Consider the following 20,104-nt stretch of genomic DNA (forward strand, 5'->3'; position numbering starts at 1 on the left):
GTACACTTTGTAGAGCTGATGAAGCTGCCAAATGGCTAAAATCAATATATTCGCTATTGGCATATCAATTGTTAAACCCATTAGGTCAAAACTTAAACTAATCAGATGATAAAACTTCGCGACATCGACAAGTTCGTTGATTCAAAATACCAGAGAACCTTCATACTTAAAGGCATAGATTTAGATATAGAACAAGGTGAATTTGTAACCATAATGGGCCCTTCTGGGGCGGGTAAGTCCACTCTTATGAACATTATTGGAATGTTGGATGAGCCATCACAGGGAGAGTATTACTTCTTCGATGAACCTATTCACCGCATGAAGGAGCGCAAGCGTAGCGATTTACATAAGCATCATATTGGATTTGTCTTTCAGGCCTATCACCTTATTGACGAACTCACTGTTTACGAAAACATTGAAACCCCGCTCTTATACAAAGGAGTAAAGAGCAAGGAGCGTAAAAGCTTGGTGGCCGAAATGCTCGATCGCTTTCAAATGGTTGCCAAGAAAGACCTCTTTCCGGAGCAGCTTTCCGGTGGTCAGCAGCAGTTGGTAGGGGTGGCAAGAGCCCTCATTGGGCAACCTAAATTGCTTTTGGCCGATGAGCCCACCGGAAACTTACATTCCGATCAGGCAGAAGAAATCATGAAGCTTTTTCAAAAGCTCAATCAGGAGGGAATGACTATTGTTCAGGTGACCCACTCCAAAGAGAATGCCGCCTATGGCAAGCGTACCATCAATTTAGTCGATGGAGCTATCGATAAAGACGATAGACACTAAAAGGCTTTTCTTAAATTCAAGGGGCTGTTTTAAAGACTGTTATATGCAAAGGCTCATAGAGATATAGCATAGGCAGGCTTTGAGACAGCCTTTTATTTTTGCCTGGCCGCATAGTTTTCTTTAACCTTCCAGAGCATCCACCAAGGTGTGCCGGGTGAAGCATGGTGTTCATAATGATAGCCAAAAAAATAACAGCTAATAAACGCCCACACATGGTTTAGTCGCTGACTTCCCGATTTGTGAGGGTTTTCGGGAGCGTGTTCACCCCGGTGGGGCAGGTAGGTGCCAAAGTAGAAAAGCTGTAAGGTGGAAAGCACAGCCGGGAGCATCCAGTATACTATCAGCCTTTCGGCAGGAATCCATAGCTTTAGTACATTGAACGAAATAGCCATGAGTACAATCTGTTGCCACGAAATGTATTGCCTCAAAAAGCTGAAGTACCAGGCAAGAAAACCTCCCCTGTGGTAATCAGGGTCTTGGTCTGTAGCTACATGTCGGTGGTGTAAGTGGTGTTTTGGAAACAGTCTGTTGTAGAAATTATAGCTAAACAGTAACGCACTAAGGTGACCAATAAAGTGATTTATTCTACTGTTTTTGGCCACTGTTCCGTGCATGGCATCATGGGCTGTAATAAAAAGGCCGGTATAGAGATGTGTGAGAATGGCTATCAGCAAATAGGTGATGAGTGCACGTGAATTTACCGGTTGTTGCAAAGCCCAGGTCAGCACACCAAACCAAAGCGCTATAATGATTAGCGCCACGTATATGCCCCTATTGCTTTTGGGTGTGACCATAACCTAAAGTTAGTAATTATAGCTTTTCTAAGTGGTTTTTAACCTCTTCCATAAGCCACATGGGGGTAGAGGTGGCTCCGCAAATTCCTACAGTCTCGTTTTGAGCAAACCACTCGGTTTTTACATCGCTTATTGACGATACAAAGTGGGTACGCTGGTTTTGCTCGGCACATATCTTATACAAAACCTTTCCGTTGGAAGATTTGGTGCCACTCACAAATACAATTACATCGAATTTTTTGGCAAACTCCCGTAGCTCTTTGTCGCGGTTAGAAACCTGCCGGCAAATGGTGTCGTTGGATTTCACGGCTATACCATTGGTTTCAAGCACCTGATTTATCTCGTAAAACTTATGGGTACTTTTAGTGGTCTGAGAATAGAGGGTAATCTCCTTTGGGAGTGCTGCTAAGTCTAGTTCTTCCAGGTCTTGAAAAACCACTGCCTCGTTGTTGGTCTGGCCTAGAAGCCCTACTACTTCAGCATGACCATGCTTACCGTAGATATAAATTTTTTCCTCCTTGTCGTAGCTGGTTTTAATTCGGTTTTGAAGCTTGAGTACTACCGGGCACGATGCATCGATGAGCTCAAGATTGTTTTGCATGGCCAGTTGGTAAGTGCTTGGGGGTTCTCCGTGAGCGCGGATAAGTACTTTGGCATTTCGCAACGATCGTAGCTGCGTATGGTCTATAATCCGAAGCCCCTTTTGCTCTAATCGTTTTACCTCTTCATCGTTATGAACAATGTCGCCCAGACAGTAGAGTTGACCTTCTTCATCCAGAATTTCTTCGGCCATTTCTATGGCATACACTACCCCAAAGCAGAAGCCGGAATTAATGTCTATATCCACGCTGAGGTTGAACATAATACATAAACTTAGAAGGGGTTCTTATGTTTGAAAATGTGGGGTGCTTAAGAAAGATTTTTTTGTAGGGCCTAGATGGCGTGAATGCGGTGCCTGAAATATATGCCCAGTAGCATGGTAAGCTTGCGGGTGTCGGGTATGCGAATTCGCTCTTCCTTAATGCGCTGCGGAGGACAGGCTTTTATTTTCTTGAAGAGTTTAAGGTAATATCTATAGGCCAGGTAAACCCCAAGCCTTGCTTCTGCGGGTAGCTTTCTGATTCCCGCCAGCGCCTCGTCAAAATCGTGTTGAATGTCTGCTTCTATGGCTTCTTTGGCCGATAGGCTAAAGTCGTTAAAGTTGACTCCCGGAAAGTAAACGCGACCACGTTCTTCATAGTCGCTTTTGATATCGCGAATAAAATTAACCTTCTGAAATGCTGCTCCCAATTTTTTGGCGGGGGGTACCAACTCCTCATACAGGTGATTGTTGCCATTGCAAAATACTTTCAGACACATGAGTCCAACTACTTCGGCAGAACCATAAATGTATTCTTCGTAGCCTTCCTGATTGTAACTTGTTTCGCTAAGATCCAGACGCATAGAATGCAAAAAGGCTTTAATGAGCTGATGGTCTATTTGGTATTGGTTCACAACCAACTGAAAGGCATGTAACACTGGGTTTAGACTTATCTTTTCAGAAATGGCCTCAAAGGTATCATGCTCGAATTTATCTAGTAGGGCCAGTTTATCTTTAGAGTGAAAAGTATCCACTATTTCATCGGCATACCTCACAAAGCCATAAATGGCATAAATAGGAAAGTGGAGCTTTTTGTGCAGGGTTCTAATGCCCAGGGTAAACGAAGTGCTGTAGCGCTGAGTAATCAGCTTGCTGCACTCCAGTGTGGTTTGATCAAATAGCTTCATAATTAAAGATAACTAAATATGAGGTAAGAGGTTTATGAAAAATCTTTGGCCACCTCATTGGCTACTACAATTCCTGAAATCAGGCTGGGAGGTACTCCGGGACCGGGTACTGTTAGCTGACCGGTGTAGTAAAGATTCTTGAGGTGTTTATTTTTGAGTGCCGGTTTTAATATGGCCGTCTGCCGCAACGTATTGGCCAGTCCATAAGCATTGCCTTTGAAGGAGTGGTAGTCGTTTACAAAGTCGGTATGGGCAAAGCTCCTCTTATAAACGATGTGCTCGGCTAAGGTTTGGCCACAGTAGTCTTCCATTCGTTTCAGGATTAGTTCAAAATAGTGCTCCCTTATGGTGTCGGTGTCTTGCAGCCCGGGGGCTACGGGAATAAGGAGAAACAAGTTTTCACAGCCTTCCGGGGCAACGGTTTCATCGGTTTTAGAAGTAACCGAAGCATAGAACAGTGGTTTTTCTGGCCACTGTGGGTTGGTGTATATGTGATGGGCGTGGGGAGCGAAATCCGTATCGAAAAAAAGGTTGTGGTGCAAAAGCCCTTCGAGCTTTTTGTCGAGCCCAATATAGTAGAGTAAAGAGGATGGAGCCAGAACACGCTTGTCCCAGTACTTATCGGAGTAATTTCTTGTGGAGTCGTTGAGCAGTTGAGTATCTACATGGTGATAGTCTGCCCCGGCAACAACCACGTCTGCCTGAAAATTACCTTTGTTGGTTTCTACATGAGTTATTTTTTGTCCGTGACTAACAATGGAGGTCACCTCATGATCGGTTTTTATTTCAACACCAAGTTCGGAGGCTAAGCTGCTCAGGGCTTCCACAATCTTATACATACCACCTTTTGGGTACCATGTGCCTAAGGCCATGTCGGCATAGTTCATCAGGCTGTAGAGCGCAGGAGTATTTTGCGGTAAAGCACCTAAGAAGAGTACCGGAAACTCCATAAGCTGAACCAACTTTGGATGCTTAAAGTATTTTCTGACATGCCGGGCCATGGACTGAAACACATCCATTCTTACCACATCAAAAAGTAGTTTCAAGCTGGCAAATTCTTTCAACGATCGGCCCGGTTTGTATACCAGTTGGTTAATTCCCACTTCGTACTTATAGGCCGCCTGCCTCAGAAATGCTTCCAGCCGATCTCCCGCACCTTCTTCCAGAGAGTCGAACAATTTTTTAAGCGCGTCCATTTTTGCAGGTATAGGCATGGCTTGACCACCTTCGTAAATTACCTGGTAGGAAGGGTCGAGTCTTACCAGCTCGTAATAATCGGAAACTGACTTGCCAAACCGATTGAAGAAGGACTCGAACACATCGGGCATCCAGTACCAACTGGGGCCCATATCAAAAGTAAAGCCCGACTCGGTAAATTGTCGGGCTCTTCCTCCAATGGAGTTATTTTTTTCTAGAATAGTAACATTAAAACCTTTGTCGGCCAGATTAATGGCGGCAGACAGTCCGGCAAAACCAGAACCTATAACCAGTGCCTTTTTCCGATTCATTTAGGCTAAACTAGCACTAGCCTCTATATGTTCTAAGTTTTTCTTTCAATTGCTTTCTGGCAATATGAATTCTATTCTTTACCGTACCAATAGGAATTTCGAGTCTATCGGCAATCTCATGATACTTAAACCCTCTGAAATACATCATAAAAGGAGTTTTATACACATCGTCCAGCGAATCTATCGCATGGTTAATGTCTTTCAGTGCAAAATTTCCGTAGGCTCCATTTTCAATTTTAGTATTGCTGGAGTTAATAAAATGAAGATTGTCGGTAGTGTCAATAAAGGTGCCTCTTCTTACCATTCGTTGGTAATTGGTAATAAAGGTGTTTTTCATGATGGTATATAACCATGCCTTCAGATTGGTGCCTTCAGAAAATTTCTCCCTGTTCTTGTAGGCCTTCATGAGTGTTTCCTGAAGCAAGTCGTTCGCATCTTCAGAATCCTTTGTGAGCTTTAGTGCAAATGGTTTTAAGGACTTGGTCATTTGCGCAATGGTGTAACTATATTCCAGAGCAGTCATAGTGTTTGCGTTAATGTTGAACAAATATTGTAAAACGTTAAACAAAAGTCAAGTATATTTTGTGGAAATATTTATTTCAAACGTTAAACAAAAAAATACGTTACACTCGTTTTGATTAAAATTTGGTTCAGTATTGCCATGAATCATTAAACACTTTGTGTTTAAGGGTATGTACATATAAATATTTTTAGAATGCCGTAAGCCGCACTTTACATCCTGAGTGCCACAGTTTATATACGGTGTAGGGAAGTGTTAAAGATTGAGGTAACTCAAAACTTTTACTAAAGGGGTGGTATCTATCTCATAGAAGTAAACCAACAACATGAGTTACAAGCTTTGACTTAAGAGCGTCTTATAAGAACCGTTTGTGAAGACACAAATAATGTCTAAACGTATGTTATACGATTTAACTAGGTAACCCTCTAAAAATATTGGAGAAACTATCGGCTAACTGAGTGTCCCTGCTGCTCTTCTATGAATTCAAGCAAATGATTGGGATTGGCTATCTGAACAATATTTTCTTTCAATTCCAAATCTTGTCCAATTACCTGGCTGCCGGCCACCAATATGGGGGTATCGGAAAAATTATCGGCCAGATTGGCCAGGTATTCTTCCGTAGATATGTTTCGGTCTTTGGTGGTCATAATGGTGAGAAGGTAGTCAGGTTTATAGGCGTTGAAGGCCACTTGTAAATCTTGGAAGGGCATATTTTGACCCAGGTAGACCACGCGATTGCCTCGAGCACGAATAAGGTAGTTGGCAAACAAAAGACTTAGTTCATGCAGTTCGCCTTCCGGGAGAAAGAGCATATACTTCTTGGCTTCTTCATCAAAGGTTTCGTATTGCCCGTCTATGGCTACGATTACTTTTTGCCGAATGAGATTAGAAATAAAGTGCTCTTGAGCCGGGTTGATGGAATCGGTAATCCACATGATTCCTATTTTGGTGAGGAATGGATAGATTATATTGAGCATGGTGCGCTCAAAACCAATTTTAAGTGTATTGGATGAAATTATTTTTTCGAACCGTTGTTCGTCAAGGTCTATCATGGCCAGAGTGAGGCCATAAATCTGATCGGCAAAGCTGGTGGCCTTGTCGGCAATTTCCAAGACGGTTTCATGCATCTCCTCTTTGCTCATTTGAGCGATTTTGGAAATTTTGAATCCGTTATCTTTCAACAAAGACACGTTCAATATCAATTTCAGATCGTCCTGATCGTAAAATCTGATATTTGTATCTGTTCTTTTCGGGTTGATGAGCCCATATCGTTGCTCCCAAATTCTGAGCGTATGCGCTTTAATTCCCGAAAGGTGTTCTAAATCTTTAATCGAATAATTTGCCAATCCCCTACTCTTTATTTCCTTCTTCCTTCAAAAACCTTCTCGGCACGACAAATAAGCCGAAAGACACAGCATTTTCTTTCTGTGTTTGATGATGGGCCTTATGGGCTTCTGCTATAGCTTTGAGGTATTTGTTTTTGGGTTTGTCGAACCATTTTAACCTTCGATGTATAAGTACATCGTGAAGCAAAAAGTACGACATTCCATAAAGACTAATACCGCAGCCAATCCAAAAACGATAGTCTAGTTGTTCTACTCCCAGAAGAATGAGCGCAATGGCCGTACCTCCGAAGATGCAAGTAAACACATCGTTGAGTTCAAAGAATCCTTTGCCATGGGTGTGGTGAGTTTTGTGAATATTCCAAAGTACACCGTGCATCAAATATTTATGAATTACCCATGAAAAGGCTTCCATCAAACAAAAACCCATTAATGTCCATAGAACTGCGTTCCACATTTGCTTTTCAAACTCTATGTATAATCAATTGTTTTAAACCCTTCAAATTAAATTGAGCACGGCAAAGAAACCGGCTAGTATAAATAAAAGCTTAATAGCCAGAGGATTGTTTGACCGGGGAGCAAGAAAATTAAAGAGGTATTGAAGCCCAAGGCTCAGCACAAACCAGCCCACGTAGTTGGTCATTGGAATTTCGCTGCCTTTCCATTGCCAGAAGTCGTAGGTAATGGCCACAGGTTCTATGAGTAGGTCTAGCAGAGTCATTATAAGGGCTCCGAGCAGTGCCGCCACATGCAGCGACTTGGTGAGCTTTTTGGACAGCATGCCTGCACAGTATACCAGCACCACCCAGTTTAATCCAATGGCAAGGGGAACGTCCAGCAATTTCCAGCCCAGAGTGTTTCCGTATGTGTAGTGGCCGAATAATAGGCCTGTTTTTACGCCCACAACCTCGGCAAAAAAGCCAATTCCAAAGGTGAGAATTATGAACAGGAAGTAGCCCCTTTTCTTTTGTTCTTCGAAGTGGAGCACAATGGCAGCCGTAGCCAGCAGATTGAAAGGGGTAAGGCTCTGGAAAAGCGATTGTGTGCCTTGAAAGTATAGTCCTACTGCACCGGCCAGGTGCATGGCCACCAAAAGCCACAAGGCATTTTTTTGATTGACAAAAGGAAGTTGGTCTATCTTGGCAAGCATAGGGAGAGAAACTCGGTTGGCTTAAAAAATGTTTGCTCAAAAATAAAGGTTAATTTTGAGGCCAAAGGACAAAAAATGATTCTATATAACGTTACAGTAGCGATCGATAAAAAAGTGGAGAAGGAGTGGGTAAAATGGATGAAAGACATTCACATACCGGAAGTGCTGGCTACCAACCAGTTTTTAGATCATAAGTTCTTTAAGGTGCTCAATACGGACGATCCGGAATCTTCTTCTTACAGTATTCAATACTTTGCTGAGCACATGAACAACGTACAGATGTATCTGTCAATGTTTGCCCCTGAACTTCAGCAGAAGCACCACTTACAGTTCCCTAATCAGTTTGCGGCCTTTAGAACCTTGCTCGAAACGGTTTAATAGTTGGCTATTTGTTTGGCAGTGAGCGTGCAGTTAATCCACTCACCGTCTAAGTGAGCGCCTAGCTTTTTGTAGAAGTTAATGGCTGGTTCGTTCCAGTCCAGCACTTGCCACCTGACTTGCTTCGATCCGGTTTGTCGAGCTTCTTCCACAATGGCATCGAGAAGCTTTTGACCATAGCCCTTTCCACGGTGCGATTCTTTAACCACCAGATCTTCCAGGTATATGGCTTTGCCCTTCCAGGTAGAATAACGAAAGTAGTAAAGTGCCAGGCCCACAATTTGTTCATTTTCCGTTGCCACTAAAAATTGGAAAACCGGCTCTTCTCCAAAACCGTCTTCTTCCAGTTGTTCAAGGGTTATTTCTACTTCATGAAGCGCCTTTTCATAAACGGCTAGTTCTTTTATTAGCTCAAGTACAGATGGCAGGTCTGATTTTACACCTTTTCGAATTTTCATAGAGGCAAGTTAAGCCATGAGTTTGAGGCCTCCTAGCCAAACGACTCTTTATGGTTGACGAGGCTTTGCAAGTGGGAGGGTATAAAAAAGCAGGTCCTTATATATAAAGACCTGCTTTTCATGAGTTTTTATGGTGTCATTAAATTCGTTCGAAACCGGTGTACATATGCAGAACCTCCGGAATGGCAATGCCATTTTCATCTTGGTTATTTTCCAAAATGGCTGCCATAACTCTCGGCAGAGCCATGGCACTACCATTTAAGGTGTGCAAAAGAATCGACTTTTTGCTTTCGTCTTTGTAGCGCAGTTTAAGACGGTTGGCCTGATAAGTTTCAAAGTTAGACACAGAGCTAACTTCCAACCATTTTTCCTGAGCGGCTGAGTATACCTCAAAGTCATATGTTAGAGCAGAGGTAAAGCCCATATCGCCTCCACAAAGTTTCAGTATTCGGTATGGCAGGTTGAGACTATTCAGTAGGTGCTCTACATGTGCACACATTTCGTTCAGCGCCTGATAAGACTCCTCAGGTTTTCTAATCTGAACAATTTCTACCTTGTCGAACTGGTGTAGTCGGTTCAAGCCCCTTACATGTGCCCCCCAGCTACCGGCTTCTCGCCTAAAGCAGGGTGTAAAACCAACGTTCTTCACCGGTAATTCGCTTTCGTTTAAAATCACATCGCGGTAAAGGTTGGTAATGGGCACTTCTGCCGTTGGAATCAGATATAGGTTTTCGGCCTGTACATGATACATCTGTCCTTCTTTGTCGGGCAACTGGCCGGTGCCGTATCCGCTGGCTTCATTTACCACTATGGGTGGTTGCACTTCGGCATAGCCTGCTTTTACAGCCTCATCGAGAAAATAATTGACCAGGGCTCTTTGTAAACGGGCACCCTTGCCCTTGTATACAGGAAAACCCGCACCGGCAATTTTTACCCCCAGGTCAAAGTCTATGATGTCGTATTTTTTAATGAGATCCCAATGGGGAACTGCCTGTCCGTGCAATTGCGGAATTTCGCCTGCCTTTTTAATCTCCTCATTGTCATCGGCCGAAGTACCGGCAGGAACCGATTCGTGCGGTACGTTTGGAATGTTGTATAACTTATGAGTGAGTTCCGACTGAATTTCATTCAGCCGATCGGCAAGTTCCTTGTTCAGTTGCTTGAGTTCTGCAGTACGTGTTTTTATTTGTTCTGCTTCTTCTCTTCTGCCTTGCTTCATAAGCGCCCCAATTTGTTTGGCTATGGTATTGGCTTCGGCCAAATTGGAGTCTAATTCCTGCTGTGTCTTTTTGCGCGATTCGTCTAACTGAATCACTTCGTTCAACAAGGCTGTGGCGTTATTGATGTTCCTTTTCTTAAGGCCGGCCACATATTTCTCTTTTTCAGCAAGAATGTTATTTACCTGAAGCATTAGTTTTTTGAATTTGGGCGCTAAATTATCTATTTCGCCTGAATAAAAAGCCCAAAAACGGCCATAAAAGCTGCAAAACGAATAAAAACAATGGCTAAATTTTGAGAGTTTAAATGTTTGGTCTAATATTGCGTTGTCCTTAGATGATCGGATGCTTTCCAACAATCATCTCTAACTACAAATCATTTAACCGAAATCATTTTTAAAATCCTCAGATTCGAGGGTTCCCAATAAATTCATTTATGTATAACATCGAAGAACTGAAGCTCAGACTTCTTTCAGAGCTGAAAGAAATTGCTGAAAATCTTGGTGTAAAGAACTTCAAAAAGCTGAACAAGCAAGATCTCATCTACGCTATCCTCGATCAGCAGGCGATTACACCAGACGAAAAACTGCCCAAGAAGGCAGACTCCGACACCGGAGCCGACTCCCCTAAAGATGAGAAAACCACACAAGAAAAGGAATCTAAACCAGAGCCGCGCGAAAGGCGACCCAAGTCGGACAACAAGTCTGGCAGAAGGCCACGCAGAGAAAATGTGACGGATACTGCCGCAGCCAGCAACCCGAAAGAGGAAGCTCCTACCGAGGAAAAGAAAGAGGTTTCGAAAGAGAAGAGTGCTGAAAACCAGCCTGAAAAAGCAGAGAAAACCGAGCAGAACGAAAAAACGGAACGTTCAGAGAAAAAAGAAAACAAGCGCAAAAAGCAAGAGTACAATCAAAACATTAAAGATTTTGATGGCCTGATTGAAAATGAAGGTGTACTCGAAATGATGCAGGATGGCTACGGTTTTCTCAGGTCTTCAGATTATAACTACCTGGCCAGCCCGGATGATATTTATGTTTCTCCTTCCCAAATTAAGCTGTTTGGCCTGAAAACCGGTGATACGGTGAAAGGACAGATTAGACCACCAAAAGAAGGTGAAAAGTATTTTGCCTTACTGCGTGTTGAGTCTGTAAACGGAAAAACCACAGAGGAAATCAGAGACAGAGTACCGTTTGAATACCTGACTCCACTTTTCCCTGAAGAACAGCTTAAGTTGAGCACCAAGCCAAGCCTTATGTCTACCCGTATTTTGGACATGTTTGCTCCAATTGGTAAAGGACAAAGGGGAATGATTGTGGCTCAGCCCAAAACGGGTAAAACCGTATTGCTGAAGGAGATAGCCAATGCTATAGCAGAAAATCACCCGGAGTGCTACCTCATTATTTTGCTTATTGATGAGCGTCCGGAAGAAGTAACAGATATGGCCAGAAGCGTGAAAGCAGAGGTAATATCTTCTACTTTCGATGAGCAGGCCGAGAGACACGTGAAGGTGTCGAACATAGTACTGGAAAAGGCTAAGCGTATGGTAGAGTGTGGACATGATGTAGTTATTCTACTCGACTCCATTACCCGCCTGGCTCGTGCTTACAATACTGTGGTGCCTTCTTCAGGAAAAATTCTTTCCGGTGGTGTAGATGCCAACGCATTGCACAAGCCTAAGCGTTTCTTCGGAGCAGCCAGAAATGTAGAAAATGGTGGCTCGCTATCTATCATAGCCACTGCACTTATTGAGACTGGTTCAAAAATGGATGAGGTGATCTTTGAAGAATTCAAGGGTACCGGTAACATGGAACTTCAGCTCGATAGAAAACTGGCGAACAAACGAGTATACCCGGCTATCGATGTTCCGGCATCGGGTACCAGAAGAGAAGATCTGCTCATGAGCAAAGAAGAATTGCAACGCGTATGGATACTTCGCAAGTTTATGGCCGACATGAACTCTGTAGAAGCCATGGAGTTCTTGCTCGACAGAATGAAAGGTACTCGCGACAACAACGAGTTCCTGATTTCAATGAACGGATAAGATAAATAATTCGAAATACACGAAGCTGTCTGGAAGGCACTTCTCATTTACTCCCTAAGTAGTGGAGACTAACCAGAATCTCTGGAGTAAAAAATGAGAAATCTTTTAGACAGCTTTCTTTTTTCACTACCGTGCTGGAAGTGGCTTTGAGCTACGGTGGTTCAAGGTTTTAATATCCATTCTTTTAGTTCGTAGTGTAACGAATTCACCCTTCGCCAGTCTTTTAAGCATATGTTTCTCTCAAACCCGGAGCCGTATGCTTACAAACTACTTAAAAATTGCTTTCAGGTCACTGCTTAAAAACAGGGCCTACTCTTTCTTAAATATTTTTGGGCTTACCATTGGTATTACCTGTTCATTTCTCATATACCTCTATGTGCAGGATGAACTGACTTTTGATAGCCAACATACCAAAGCAGACCGTATTTTCCGGGTTGCCTGTGAATACTCACTTCCTAACAATGGAGGTACTGAAAAGTGGGCGGTTATGTCAGACTGGGTGCCGCAGTATTTTGTCAAAGATTACCCGGAAGTGTTAAAAGCAGTAAGATTTAGAAAGAGCCAGAATGTGGTGGTTGAGCGGCCGGAAGGTGTGGAGCGGTTCTACGAAGAGGTAGTATATGCCGACTCTGCTGTATTCAGCGTTTTCGATTTTCCTTTGTTAAAGGGCGATTCTCGCACGGCTCTCAATGAACCCTTTGCGGTAGTGATCTCAGAGCACATAGCTCAGAAGTATTTTGGCAGTACCGATCCTATGGGCAAGGTGTTGAGCCTCCCCGACTTTAACACCCAACTTACAGTTAAAGGTATTTTGGCTCCAATTCCTCACAACTCTCATCTAAAGTTCCATGTGCTAGCCTCTTTTGAAACTCTAAGAGCTACCAATAGAACCTCTGAAAACAACTGGTGGAATTTTAGCACTTATGTGTATTTGGAAACCCAAAAAGGGACAGACCCTGAGGATTTGGAGAATAAAATAAAACGCATTTCTGCCAAGTATATACTGGATCAGGAAGAGAGTTCGGGCTATAGGCAAGAGTACTATCTAATGCCGCTGAAGGATATTCACCTGAAGAGCAGTTTTAGGGCAGAGTTTGCTCCGGGAGGCAACATAAACAATGTGAGGATATTCGCCCTCATTGGTCTGTTCATACTGCTTATTGCCTGCATTAATTTTATGAACCTTGCCACTGCGCGTTCGGTAAAAAGGGCCAAAGAAGTGGGAGTACGAAAGGTGGTGGGAGCCTATAAGAAGCATTTGATTGTTCAGTTTTTGAATGAGTCGGTGGTGCTTTCTTTTCTGGCTATGGTGCTTTCGGTGGCTCTTATACTTTTGGCTTTACCCTTGCTCAACGATTTTACTAATAAACAGCTTGTTTTCAATCCACTGTCAGATCCGGGGCCGGCAGTAATTCTTCTGGGCATCACCATGCTTGTGGGTTTGCTGGCCGGTAGTTATCCTGCTCTGGTGCTTTCTTCTTTCAAGCCTGTTGAAACGCTCAAAGGAAGCTTTCAGAATTCTTCAAAAGGGGCAATGCTCAGAAAATTTTTGGTAGTCTTTCAGTTCGTAATCTCTATTGCGCTCATTATTTCTACCTATGTGGTTTTTAACCAATTACAATACATGCGTCAATTGGAACTGGGTTTTCAAAAGGAGCGAATGATATACCTGCCTACTCGTTTTGGACAGGGTACAGCTGAGAAATTTGCTGTGTTGCGCGATGAGCTAAAACAAACGGCTGCGGTAAAGGGCACTGCCCTGTCTAGCAATGTGCCCGGTGTAGAGCTTGGTAACAATGTTGTGAGACTGGGGTGGGACAATAATGCCGAATGGAGCGACATGCGCTTTTTGGCGGTTGACTATGATTTCATTGACCTGTATGGTCTGAAAATGGCCGCAGGCAGGGGCTTCGATCGATCCTTTCCCAGCGATGAAACGGAAGGGTTCATTCTCAATGAGTCAGGGGTAAAACGGCTAGGCTTCGACTCGCCTCAAGCCGCCCTGGGCAAACCTTTGCGCTGGCAGAACCGCCAAGGTAGGGTAATTGGAGTTGTTAGAGACTTTTACTTCATGTCAGTTCAGCAAGAGGTGGAACCTTTCATAATGGTAATGCTGACCGACCGAACACCCGGTTATCTGTCGGTAAATGTAGCCACCGATGGGTTTGGTCAGGTGGTAAATGAAATTGAGGCCAGGTTTAATGAAATAATGCCAGACCGGATTTTTGAATACTATTTTCTTGATCAGGATTTTGATGAACAATATAAGGCGGAAGCCAATTTCAGTCGCATATTTACTGTTTTCTCTTTTGTGGCCATATGGATTGCCTGCATGGGGCTCTATGGTTTGGCTTCCTACACTGCCGAGCAAAAGATGAAAGAGATTGGTGTTCGAAAAGTGTTGGGAGCTACCGTGGCCGGAATTGTGGCTCTGCTATCAGGGGCATTTTTAAAGCTGGTAGTAATTGCCTTTGTACTGGCCTCGCCATTGGCCTATTTCGCTATGGATAACTGGTTGGCGGGTTTTGCCGAACGTATTTCGATAGGAGCAATCGCTTTTATAATTAGCTTGGCTTTTGCGTTGCTAATCACCTTGCTCACCATTAGCTATCAGTCCATCAGGGCTGCAAGAGCCAACCCCATAAAATCATTGAGGTACGAATAAGGAGAAGGTTTCTGTGAGGTATTGTCAGTTGAAATCCTATATCTTTAATTTTGGATTTCAACAGAGCCTATGAACCTACAACTCTTCTTTAAAGCCCCTCCAAAAATTGATGGTTTGCATGAGTCTGCACTCGGCAATAGCATTAAGCAGCTAAATGACCCTGGCTTAGATATTACCAAAACAGACATTGCCATTGTGGGCCTCACCGACAATCGAGGTACTCGGGTAAACGTGGGAGTTAGCGGTGCAGCCGATCGGATTAGAGAAAAGTTTTACCGGCTAAAGCGAAGCAGCAATACCTACAGGTTGGCCGATCTGGGGAATCTTCAGAATGGAGAAAATCATGAAGACACGGCCGAACGACTGCGCGAGGTTTGTGAACATTTGCTGGCCGCTAAAGTGATTCCTATAATTATAGGAGGTACCCATGATTTTGCTCTGCCGCAGTACCTGGCCTACGAAAGTAAAAAGGATCTAATATCGGTACTCAACGTAGACGCCAAGCTGGATGTGGAAGAGGAAGGCGATGCTAACGAGACCTTTCTTTCACGGCTAATTACCCATCAGCCCAACTTTATGTTTAGCTACAATCACTTGGCACACCAAAGCTATCTGGTGGAGGCAGGAGCCTTAACGGCCTTAGATAAACTCTATTTTGAGGCTTTGAGACTGGGCGAGTTACGCGAAAAATTCGCACATGCAGAACCCATTGTGCGCATGGCCAATATGATGACTTTCGATATTACGGCCATTAGGGCGGCCGATGCTACAGGCAACGCAGCCGCACAACCCTTTGGCCTTACCGGTGAAGAGGCCTGCCAGCTGATGTGGTATGCCGGCATGAATGAGAAAATGAGCTCCGTAAGTATAGCCGAATATAACCCCGACCTGGACGATCAACACTATTCTACGGGAGCCATAATCAGTACCATGATTTGGTACTTTATAGAAGGCTTTTATAACCGAAGAGATACAGGCCAATTTAACTCAGACCAGTACACCAAGTACACGGTGAGCTTTGAGGGTACTGACGATACCATGACCTTCTTTAAAAGTAAGCTCACCGAAAAGTGGTGGATGCTGGTGAATTATGGTGAAAACTTTATGGACAGGGCTTACATTCCTTGTTCATACGAAGACTATACTACCGCAACACATGGCGATTTTCCTGAGCGCTGGATAAAAGCTCAGGGCAAACTTATTTAAACCACACCATACAGATAGTTCAAAAGGCGGCCTCCCCACCATCCATGGAGAGGCCTGTTTTTTTGGATTGCCGACAATCCAAAAACCTCAACTGTTACACCAAAGATCAATGACGGCTGAAGTATTCTTTCAGGTATTGTTTTGCCGCCTCGGTTTTCATGTAGCCCGCAGCTGCCGATATGCCCCGAGGTGGATTGGAGGCATTTTCTAATTTATTAAAGGTGGCTTCATACATGGCTTTCTCGTACTCTTCGAACTTACCATCTTCTACATACCACTCAAAAACGCTTACCTCAGAGGCTACCCAGGGCAGATTGCCGCTATTCTCAATAATCTTTTGATAGTTTTCCAGCTGCACATCCATGTAGGTGTTTGTAGTTTCTGCATCGAAGGGAGGAAATATGGCGAACTCCAGTTCATCGAAACCTGTATATGACATTCTGTTCCAGAATTTTCGTTCGGTCATCTGATAGTTAGTGTACAAATGGGCTACCACTATGCCTCTATAATGGGGCTTTACGGTAGATAGTATGCGATCTTTAACTTCGTTGGCAAAGATCAATATTTCATCTTCAGTGGCTCCGGCTAAAAATCCATCGTCATAAATACCCCCGACTTGTGTAATGAACAGTTCAAACTCTATGGGCCATGGAATGTATTTCTCAGCCTTCATGAGTTCTGCAGCCTTGGCTTCGGCCTCTTTTTCAGGGAGGTAGCGGTCTGCAAACCAGGTTTCGAATTCTGCTTTGGTTTTGAATACAGGCATGTCTATGAAAGGAGGATAAAAATTGACCAGAATGGTGGGCAGACCCAATTCTTTTTCGCGTAAGAAAAGCACGGTAGTTGCCCTGAGTTTAGCATCCAGAATGTCTAACGGATACGGTACTACAATTTCGCCACCGTTGGGGCCATCAAATGGAGGAACTGAGGTAAAGAGCGCGCTAGATTCATTAGCTCCAAAATTTTCAACCAGCTCTGCGTGGTGGCGCATCAGGTTGGTCATGTAATCGAATTGCGGATCGTTGAAAGGGTTTTCCTTCCCATCCGGATCGGCCCAGAAGAGTGCCCTTTTCTCAAATGAGGGCAGAGGAAGCCTCTCGGCTTCATCCGTAAATCGTTTCAGTACCTCCCAACTGGGAATAGTATCTGTTATTTTTCTCAGAATGGTGGTTAGGGAAGCGGTATCATAGAAGTTGGCTGGAAAGTCTTCTACAGGAATTTCAGGAATAATGTCTTCTTTTTCGGTACAACTCAAAGCCAGGGCCACTAGGCCGGCCAGTAGAAATTCGAATGTCTTTTTCATGGTTGGATGGATTTAATGATGCATCCAAGCTGGGCATTTTGATGGTGCGTGTTTTCGAAATGTCAGCCAGTGACAGGTTTCTGTAAGCCAATGAAGCTTTGAAGTAAGCCGAAGTTTAATATCGCTTTAGTTGAGCATAGAGATTCTCTTTAAAGGTTCGGCCCAATGGAATTTCATTGCCCCCAACCACTACTGTTTGTTCCTTTTCATTGATGCTTTCTATGTGGTTGCGATTCACTACAAAAGCACGGTGTATTTGTATGAACAAGCTTGAGTTGAGCTCTCTGACCATGGCCTTTACAGTATGTCGGGAAACCAGCTGATGCGTAGAGGTTACAATTTTGCAGTAATTGTCTCCGGCTGCTTCCAGCCACAGAATATCCTTGAGCCATACTTTTTGTAGTTTGTTGCCCGATTTTACAAAAAGCGATTCCTGATCGGTGGTTTGCGGTAAGGCGGTCGGGCCGGTGCGAGAGTTAAGGGCCAGGGTAATTGCGGCTTTTAGATTGTGGGTGTCAATAGGTTTTACCAGGTAAGATACAGGAGCCGACTGAGCCGCTTCAGATATGGTTTCAGTGTCGTTGTAAGATGTAGTGAAAATAACAGGCGGGCCTCCTGAGTCGGCCAGTTTTTTGGCCAAACTAATGCCATTGTGTTTGCCGGGTAGTGAGATGTCCATCAATACCACATCGGGATGTGCCTTTTCGATGGCGCTAAGGGCCATGTCGGCATGAGCGCACTCACCAGCTAACCGAAAGCCTGCTTCTTCTATGCTCAACTTGGTGTTTTCGGCATGGATTAGCTCATCTTCTACCACAAATACGGTCACCTCAGGCATGTTTTAAATATACTAAAAAGGTGCTTCCCTCATAGGGTTCGGATCTTACGGCTACTTTACCCCCATTCATTCGTACAAACTCATGGGCCAAATGCAAGCCTAAACCGGTTCCCTTCTCATTCTGTGTTCCCCTTCTTATTTTTTGCTCGTTTATGGAGAATAACTCGGCCTGCATAGGAGCGGGTATGCCTATGCCCGAGTCTTGAACACCTAGAACCACCCAGTTCTCTTCAATGGTTGAAAAAAGCTGTACGCGGCCTTGCTCGGTAAACTTAATGGCATTGGCCAGCAGGTTGCGCATTACTACAAAAAGGCTCCCCCGGTCGGCCATCACTTTATGATTATCATCTATGGTGCTATGGATTGAGAGCCCTTTGGCCAACGCCTGAGGCTCGTAGATTTGAATAAGTTCAAGGGCTACCGCTTTGAGCGAAAGCGGCTGTGGTTTAGGTTCATAGCCATGTAGCTGATCAATAGACCATTGCAGCAGGTTGTCTAACAAATGACCGATGTTGTGTGCACTCTTGTCTAGTTCCTTACTCAGAGTTTCCAGTTTGTGAGTGTCTTTACCTGCCATATAGTGTTTCATAAGTCGGCCAGAGCTTTGAAAGGCGCTGATATGGCTACGGAGGTCGTGCGAAATAATGGCAAAGAATCGGTCTTTGGTTTTATTCAACCGTTCTAGCTCCACGTTTTTCTGGTTCAGTTGTTTTTTACTCAGCGCAATTTTTCGGTAGAAGTAGATAATGAGGGCGGCTAGAATAAGCGCACTGGCGAGCAGAGCAAGCAGGAGGTTGCGTTCTGAATTTGCCTTTTCCAAAGCCAGGGTTTGAAGTGCTTTTTCTTGGTTGAGCTGAAGAATCTGAGCTTCTCGCTTTTCTGCTTCATATTGGGCGCTGAGCTTTTCAATTTGCTCTGCTCTTTCCAAAGAGTAGAGGTCTTTGTCTGTCTGTTGAAATAGCAGTGAATATTCATAGGCCTTAGTATAGTTGCCAACTGCTGCATAGGCCTCATAGAGGTTTTTATAACTGCCGGCCATTAGTGCTTTTGTGTTTAGCCTCTGCCCAATGGATAGTGCTTTGGCAGAAGTTTCTATGGCTTCACCAAACCGGTTCATTTTTAAGTAACCAAGCCCCAAATACATCAGAGCCAATCCCTCCGATTGCTCATTGCCTATTTCCTTGTTCACTTCTGTGGCGCGTTTGGCATAAGTCATTAGCTCATTCGTGTTGTTTAACTCTGCATAGCACAAAGCCATATTGTTGTAGAGTTTACCAAGAGAAAACAAGTCGTTTTGGCCGGCAAAAACCGGTTCTATACTTTTAAAATAGAGCAATGCCTGTTCATAGTTTTTTCGGGTGAGAGCCAGATTACCTAAGCCATTTTGCGCTTTGGCAGCGTTGAGGCTGTCTTTAACCATTCGGGCTTCATTGAGAGCCAGGGTAAAGTACTTAGCAGCCTGAGAGGTATCGCTTTGGTTGTCGTAGGTAATGGCCACATTGAGCAATGTGGAAGCCAGGTCGGCCTCTTTTGAACCAATAGCTCCCCGAGCCACCAGATCTTCTTTAATTCGAACGGACTGCAAAAAATTTTGACTGGACAGAAGCCAGTCTTCAGCATACAGAAAGTTAACCCCCAGGTTGTTTAGTGTGTATGCCATGTTGAGTGAGTCGCCAATACGGGTATAGTAATCTAGGTTTTGTTGCATGTAGTTAGCGGCTTGCTCAAAGTCTCCTTTTATGGTATAGGCTATACCCAGGTATTGGACTCCCGTACTTTTATGTTTTGGGTTTGCTAGTGTTTCACCCAGTGCCATTACCTGCTCTGCATAAAAAATGGCCGAGTCTACTTTGGAGTAGACATATCGGCCAAAAAGTTGCTTGGCGGTATTGAGCTTAATGGTGTCGTTGGGAGCCTTTTCGAAGGCGATGCGCAGTTGTTGAATACTCTGTGCCGAAAGGTTTGGAGAAAAGCTTGCTGCAAATCCAAAAAAAATAATCAGGAGTGAAGCTCTCATGGTTAAAAAATGCCCTATCTAAAGTACAGATTTATTGGCTAATAACAGTGATAATGAAAAAGCCCTGGTCACCGTATGTGGCAGGGCTTTTCGCTGGGTCATTAAAATAAATGGTTTTT

General features: G+C 43.9%; 18 protein-coding genes. 5 read left to right on the plus strand and 13 right to left on the minus strand.

All coding sequences use genetic code 11. The features are described 5' to 3' along the window. Positions 1–105: 105 nt before the first annotated feature. The gene (locus B3O12_RS11515) at positions 106–780 is read left to right on the plus strand and encodes an ABC transporter ATP-binding protein (protein ID WP_189629206.1); all 675 of its coding nucleotides are present in this window, start codon (positions 106–108) and stop codon (positions 778–780) included. A gap of 92 nt (positions 781–872) precedes the next feature. On the opposite strand, the gene B3O12_RS11520 is transcribed toward B3O12_RS11515, so the two are convergent. The 8 genes from B3O12_RS11520 to B3O12_RS11555 form a co-directional block, all read right to left on the minus strand. Further along, positions 873–1,574, minus strand: coding sequence for a fatty acid desaturase (locus tag B3O12_RS11520; RefSeq protein WP_286756384.1), 702 nt, complete (start codon positions 1,572–1,574; stop codon positions 873–875). 16 nt (positions 1,575–1,590) lie between these two features. Then, positions 1,591–2,436, minus strand: a complete 846-nt coding sequence (locus B3O12_RS11525; protein WP_286756385.1) for a 4-hydroxy-3-methylbut-2-enyl diphosphate reductase — start codon at positions 2,434–2,436, stop codon at positions 1,591–1,593. Between the two features lie 71 nt (positions 2,437–2,507). Further along, positions 2,508–3,341 (minus strand): phytoene/squalene synthase family protein, encoded by an 834-nt coding sequence (locus B3O12_RS11530; RefSeq protein ID WP_286756386.1) that lies wholly within the window; start codon positions 3,339–3,341, stop codon positions 2,508–2,510. 32 nt (positions 3,342–3,373) lie between these two features. Next, complete coding sequence (locus B3O12_RS11535; RefSeq protein WP_286756388.1) at positions 3,374–4,849, minus strand: phytoene desaturase family protein; 1,476 nt, start codon at positions 4,847–4,849, stop codon at positions 3,374–3,376. Between the two features lie 16 nt (positions 4,850–4,865). After that, complete coding sequence (locus B3O12_RS11540; RefSeq protein ID WP_286756389.1) at positions 4,866–5,372, minus strand: RNA polymerase sigma factor; 507 nt, start codon at positions 5,370–5,372, stop codon at positions 4,866–4,868. Between the two features lie 440 nt (positions 5,373–5,812). Next, complete coding sequence (locus B3O12_RS11545; protein WP_286756390.1) at positions 5,813–6,715, minus strand: MerR family transcriptional regulator; 903 nt, start codon at positions 6,713–6,715, stop codon at positions 5,813–5,815. A gap of 4 nt (positions 6,716–6,719) precedes the next feature. Then, positions 6,720–7,169 (minus strand): sterol desaturase family protein, encoded by a 450-nt coding sequence (locus B3O12_RS11550; RefSeq protein ID WP_189629213.1) that lies wholly within the window; start codon positions 7,167–7,169, stop codon positions 6,720–6,722. A gap of 42 nt (positions 7,170–7,211) precedes the next feature. Beyond that, positions 7,212–7,862, minus strand: a complete 651-nt coding sequence (locus B3O12_RS11555) for a carotenoid biosynthesis protein (protein ID WP_189629214.1) — start codon at positions 7,860–7,862, stop codon at positions 7,212–7,214. Positions 7,863–7,937: 75 nt separating this feature from the next. Between B3O12_RS11555 and B3O12_RS11560 the strand changes: the two genes are divergently transcribed. Continuing rightward, positions 7,938–8,240: a DUF4286 family protein gene (locus B3O12_RS11560; protein WP_189629215.1), complete on the plus strand. Its 303-nt coding sequence runs from the start codon at positions 7,938–7,940 to the stop codon at positions 8,238–8,240. Here B3O12_RS11560 and B3O12_RS11565 read toward each other — a convergent pair. Both B3O12_RS11565 and serS read right to left on the minus strand, forming a co-directional pair. After that, entirely contained in the window at positions 8,237–8,698 is a 462-nt protein-coding gene (locus tag B3O12_RS11565; protein ID WP_189629216.1) for a GNAT family N-acetyltransferase, read from the minus strand. The two genes, B3O12_RS11560 and B3O12_RS11565, sit on opposite strands and share 4 nt — an antisense overlap. Positions 8,699–8,837: 139 nt before the next feature. After that, positions 8,838–10,109, minus strand: coding sequence for a serine--tRNA ligase (gene serS / locus B3O12_RS11570; protein WP_286756391.1), 1,272 nt, complete (start codon positions 10,107–10,109; stop codon positions 8,838–8,840). A 242-nt stretch (positions 10,110–10,351) separates the two neighbouring features. Here serS and rho point away from each other — a divergent pair, with 242 nt between their 5' ends. The 3 genes from rho (at position 10,352) to B3O12_RS11585 (ending at position 15,827) form a co-directional block, all read left to right on the plus strand. Next, entirely contained in the window at positions 10,352–11,956 is a 1,605-nt protein-coding gene (rho, locus tag B3O12_RS11575) for a transcription termination factor Rho (RefSeq protein WP_189629218.1), read from the plus strand. A 256-nt stretch (positions 11,957–12,212) separates the two neighbouring features. Then, the gene (locus tag B3O12_RS11580) at positions 12,213–14,621 is read left to right on the plus strand and encodes an ABC transporter permease (protein WP_286756392.1); all 2,409 of its coding nucleotides are present in this window, start codon (positions 12,213–12,215) and stop codon (positions 14,619–14,621) included. Positions 14,622–14,690: 69 nt separating this feature from the next. Further along, the gene (locus B3O12_RS11585) at positions 14,691–15,827 is read left to right on the plus strand and encodes a formimidoylglutamase (RefSeq protein WP_286756393.1); all 1,137 of its coding nucleotides are present in this window, start codon (positions 14,691–14,693) and stop codon (positions 15,825–15,827) included. A 106-nt stretch (positions 15,828–15,933) separates the two neighbouring features. On the opposite strand, the gene B3O12_RS11590 is transcribed toward B3O12_RS11585, so the two are convergent. The 3 genes from B3O12_RS11590 to B3O12_RS11600 all read right to left on the minus strand — a co-directional run bounded on the left by B3O12_RS11590 (position 15,934) and on the right by B3O12_RS11600 (position 19,985). Beyond that, positions 15,934–17,130, minus strand: coding sequence for a hypothetical protein (locus B3O12_RS11590; RefSeq protein ID WP_286756394.1), 1,197 nt, complete (start codon positions 17,128–17,130; stop codon positions 15,934–15,936). Positions 17,131–17,245: 115 nt separating this feature from the next. Continuing rightward, positions 17,246–17,968 carry a LytR/AlgR family response regulator transcription factor gene (locus B3O12_RS11595; RefSeq protein WP_286756395.1) on the minus strand — a complete coding sequence of 241 codons (723 nt, stop codon included), beginning with the start codon at positions 17,966–17,968 and terminating at the stop codon, positions 17,246–17,248. Continuing rightward, positions 17,961–19,985, minus strand: a complete 2,025-nt coding sequence (locus B3O12_RS11600) for a tetratricopeptide repeat-containing sensor histidine kinase (protein ID WP_286756396.1) — start codon at positions 19,983–19,985, stop codon at positions 17,961–17,963. The genes B3O12_RS11595 and B3O12_RS11600 overlap by 8 nt, the downstream gene beginning before the upstream one ends. Between the last annotated feature and the right edge of the window lie 119 nt (positions 19,986–20,104).

This window comes from Roseivirga sp. UBA838 (assembly GCF_002296035.1).
Taxonomy (GTDB): domain Bacteria; phylum Bacteroidota; class Bacteroidia; order Cytophagales; family Cyclobacteriaceae; genus Roseivirga; species Roseivirga thermotolerans.

What these genes read in the sequence shown, in the direction of transcription:
- B3O12_RS11515 (WP_189629206.1), top strand. Translation starts at nt 106, where the DNA reads ATGATAAAACTTCGCGACATCGACAAGTTCGTTGATTCAAAATACCAG.
- B3O12_RS11520 (WP_286756384.1), bottom strand. Translation starts at nt 1,574, where the DNA reads ATGGTCACACCCAAAAGCAATAGGGGCATATACGTGGCGCTAATCATT.
- B3O12_RS11525 (WP_286756385.1), bottom strand. Translation starts at nt 2,436, where the DNA reads ATGTTCAACCTCAGCGTGGATATAGACATTAATTCCGGCTTCTGCTTT.
- B3O12_RS11530 (WP_286756386.1), bottom strand. Translation starts at nt 3,341, where the DNA reads ATGAAGCTATTTGATCAAACCACACTGGAGTGCAGCAAGCTGATTACT.
- B3O12_RS11535 (WP_286756388.1), bottom strand. Translation starts at nt 4,849, where the DNA reads ATGAATCGGAAAAAGGCACTGGTTATAGGTTCTGGTTTTGCCGGACTG.
- B3O12_RS11540 (WP_286756389.1), bottom strand. Translation starts at nt 5,372, where the DNA reads ATGACTGCTCTGGAATATAGTTACACCATTGCGCAAATGACCAAGTCC.
- B3O12_RS11550 (WP_189629213.1), bottom strand. Translation starts at nt 7,169, where the DNA reads ATGTGGAACGCAGTTCTATGGACATTAATGGGTTTTTGTTTGATGGAA.
- B3O12_RS11555 (WP_189629214.1), bottom strand. Translation starts at nt 7,862, where the DNA reads ATGCTTGCCAAGATAGACCAACTTCCTTTTGTCAATCAAAAAAATGCC.
- B3O12_RS11560 (WP_189629215.1), top strand. Translation starts at nt 7,938, where the DNA reads ATGATTCTATATAACGTTACAGTAGCGATCGATAAAAAAGTGGAGAAG.
- B3O12_RS11565 (WP_189629216.1), bottom strand. Translation starts at nt 8,698, where the DNA reads ATGAAAATTCGAAAAGGTGTAAAATCAGACCTGCCATCTGTACTTGAG.
- serS (WP_286756391.1), bottom strand. Translation starts at nt 10,109, where the DNA reads ATGCTTCAGGTAAATAACATTCTTGCTGAAAAAGAGAAATATGTGGCC.
- rho (WP_189629218.1), top strand. Translation starts at nt 10,352, where the DNA reads ATGTATAACATCGAAGAACTGAAGCTCAGACTTCTTTCAGAGCTGAAA.
- B3O12_RS11580 (WP_286756392.1), top strand. Translation starts at nt 12,213, where the DNA reads ATGCTTACAAACTACTTAAAAATTGCTTTCAGGTCACTGCTTAAAAAC.
- B3O12_RS11585 (WP_286756393.1), top strand. Translation starts at nt 14,691, where the DNA reads ATGAACCTACAACTCTTCTTTAAAGCCCCTCCAAAAATTGATGGTTTG.
- B3O12_RS11590 (WP_286756394.1), bottom strand. Translation starts at nt 17,130, where the DNA reads ATGAAAAAGACATTCGAATTTCTACTGGCCGGCCTAGTGGCCCTGGCT.
- B3O12_RS11595 (WP_286756395.1), bottom strand. Translation starts at nt 17,968, where the DNA reads ATGCCTGAGGTGACCGTATTTGTGGTAGAAGATGAGCTAATCCATGCC.
- B3O12_RS11600 (WP_286756396.1), bottom strand. Translation starts at nt 19,985, where the DNA reads ATGAGAGCTTCACTCCTGATTATTTTTTTTGGATTTGCAGCAAGCTTT.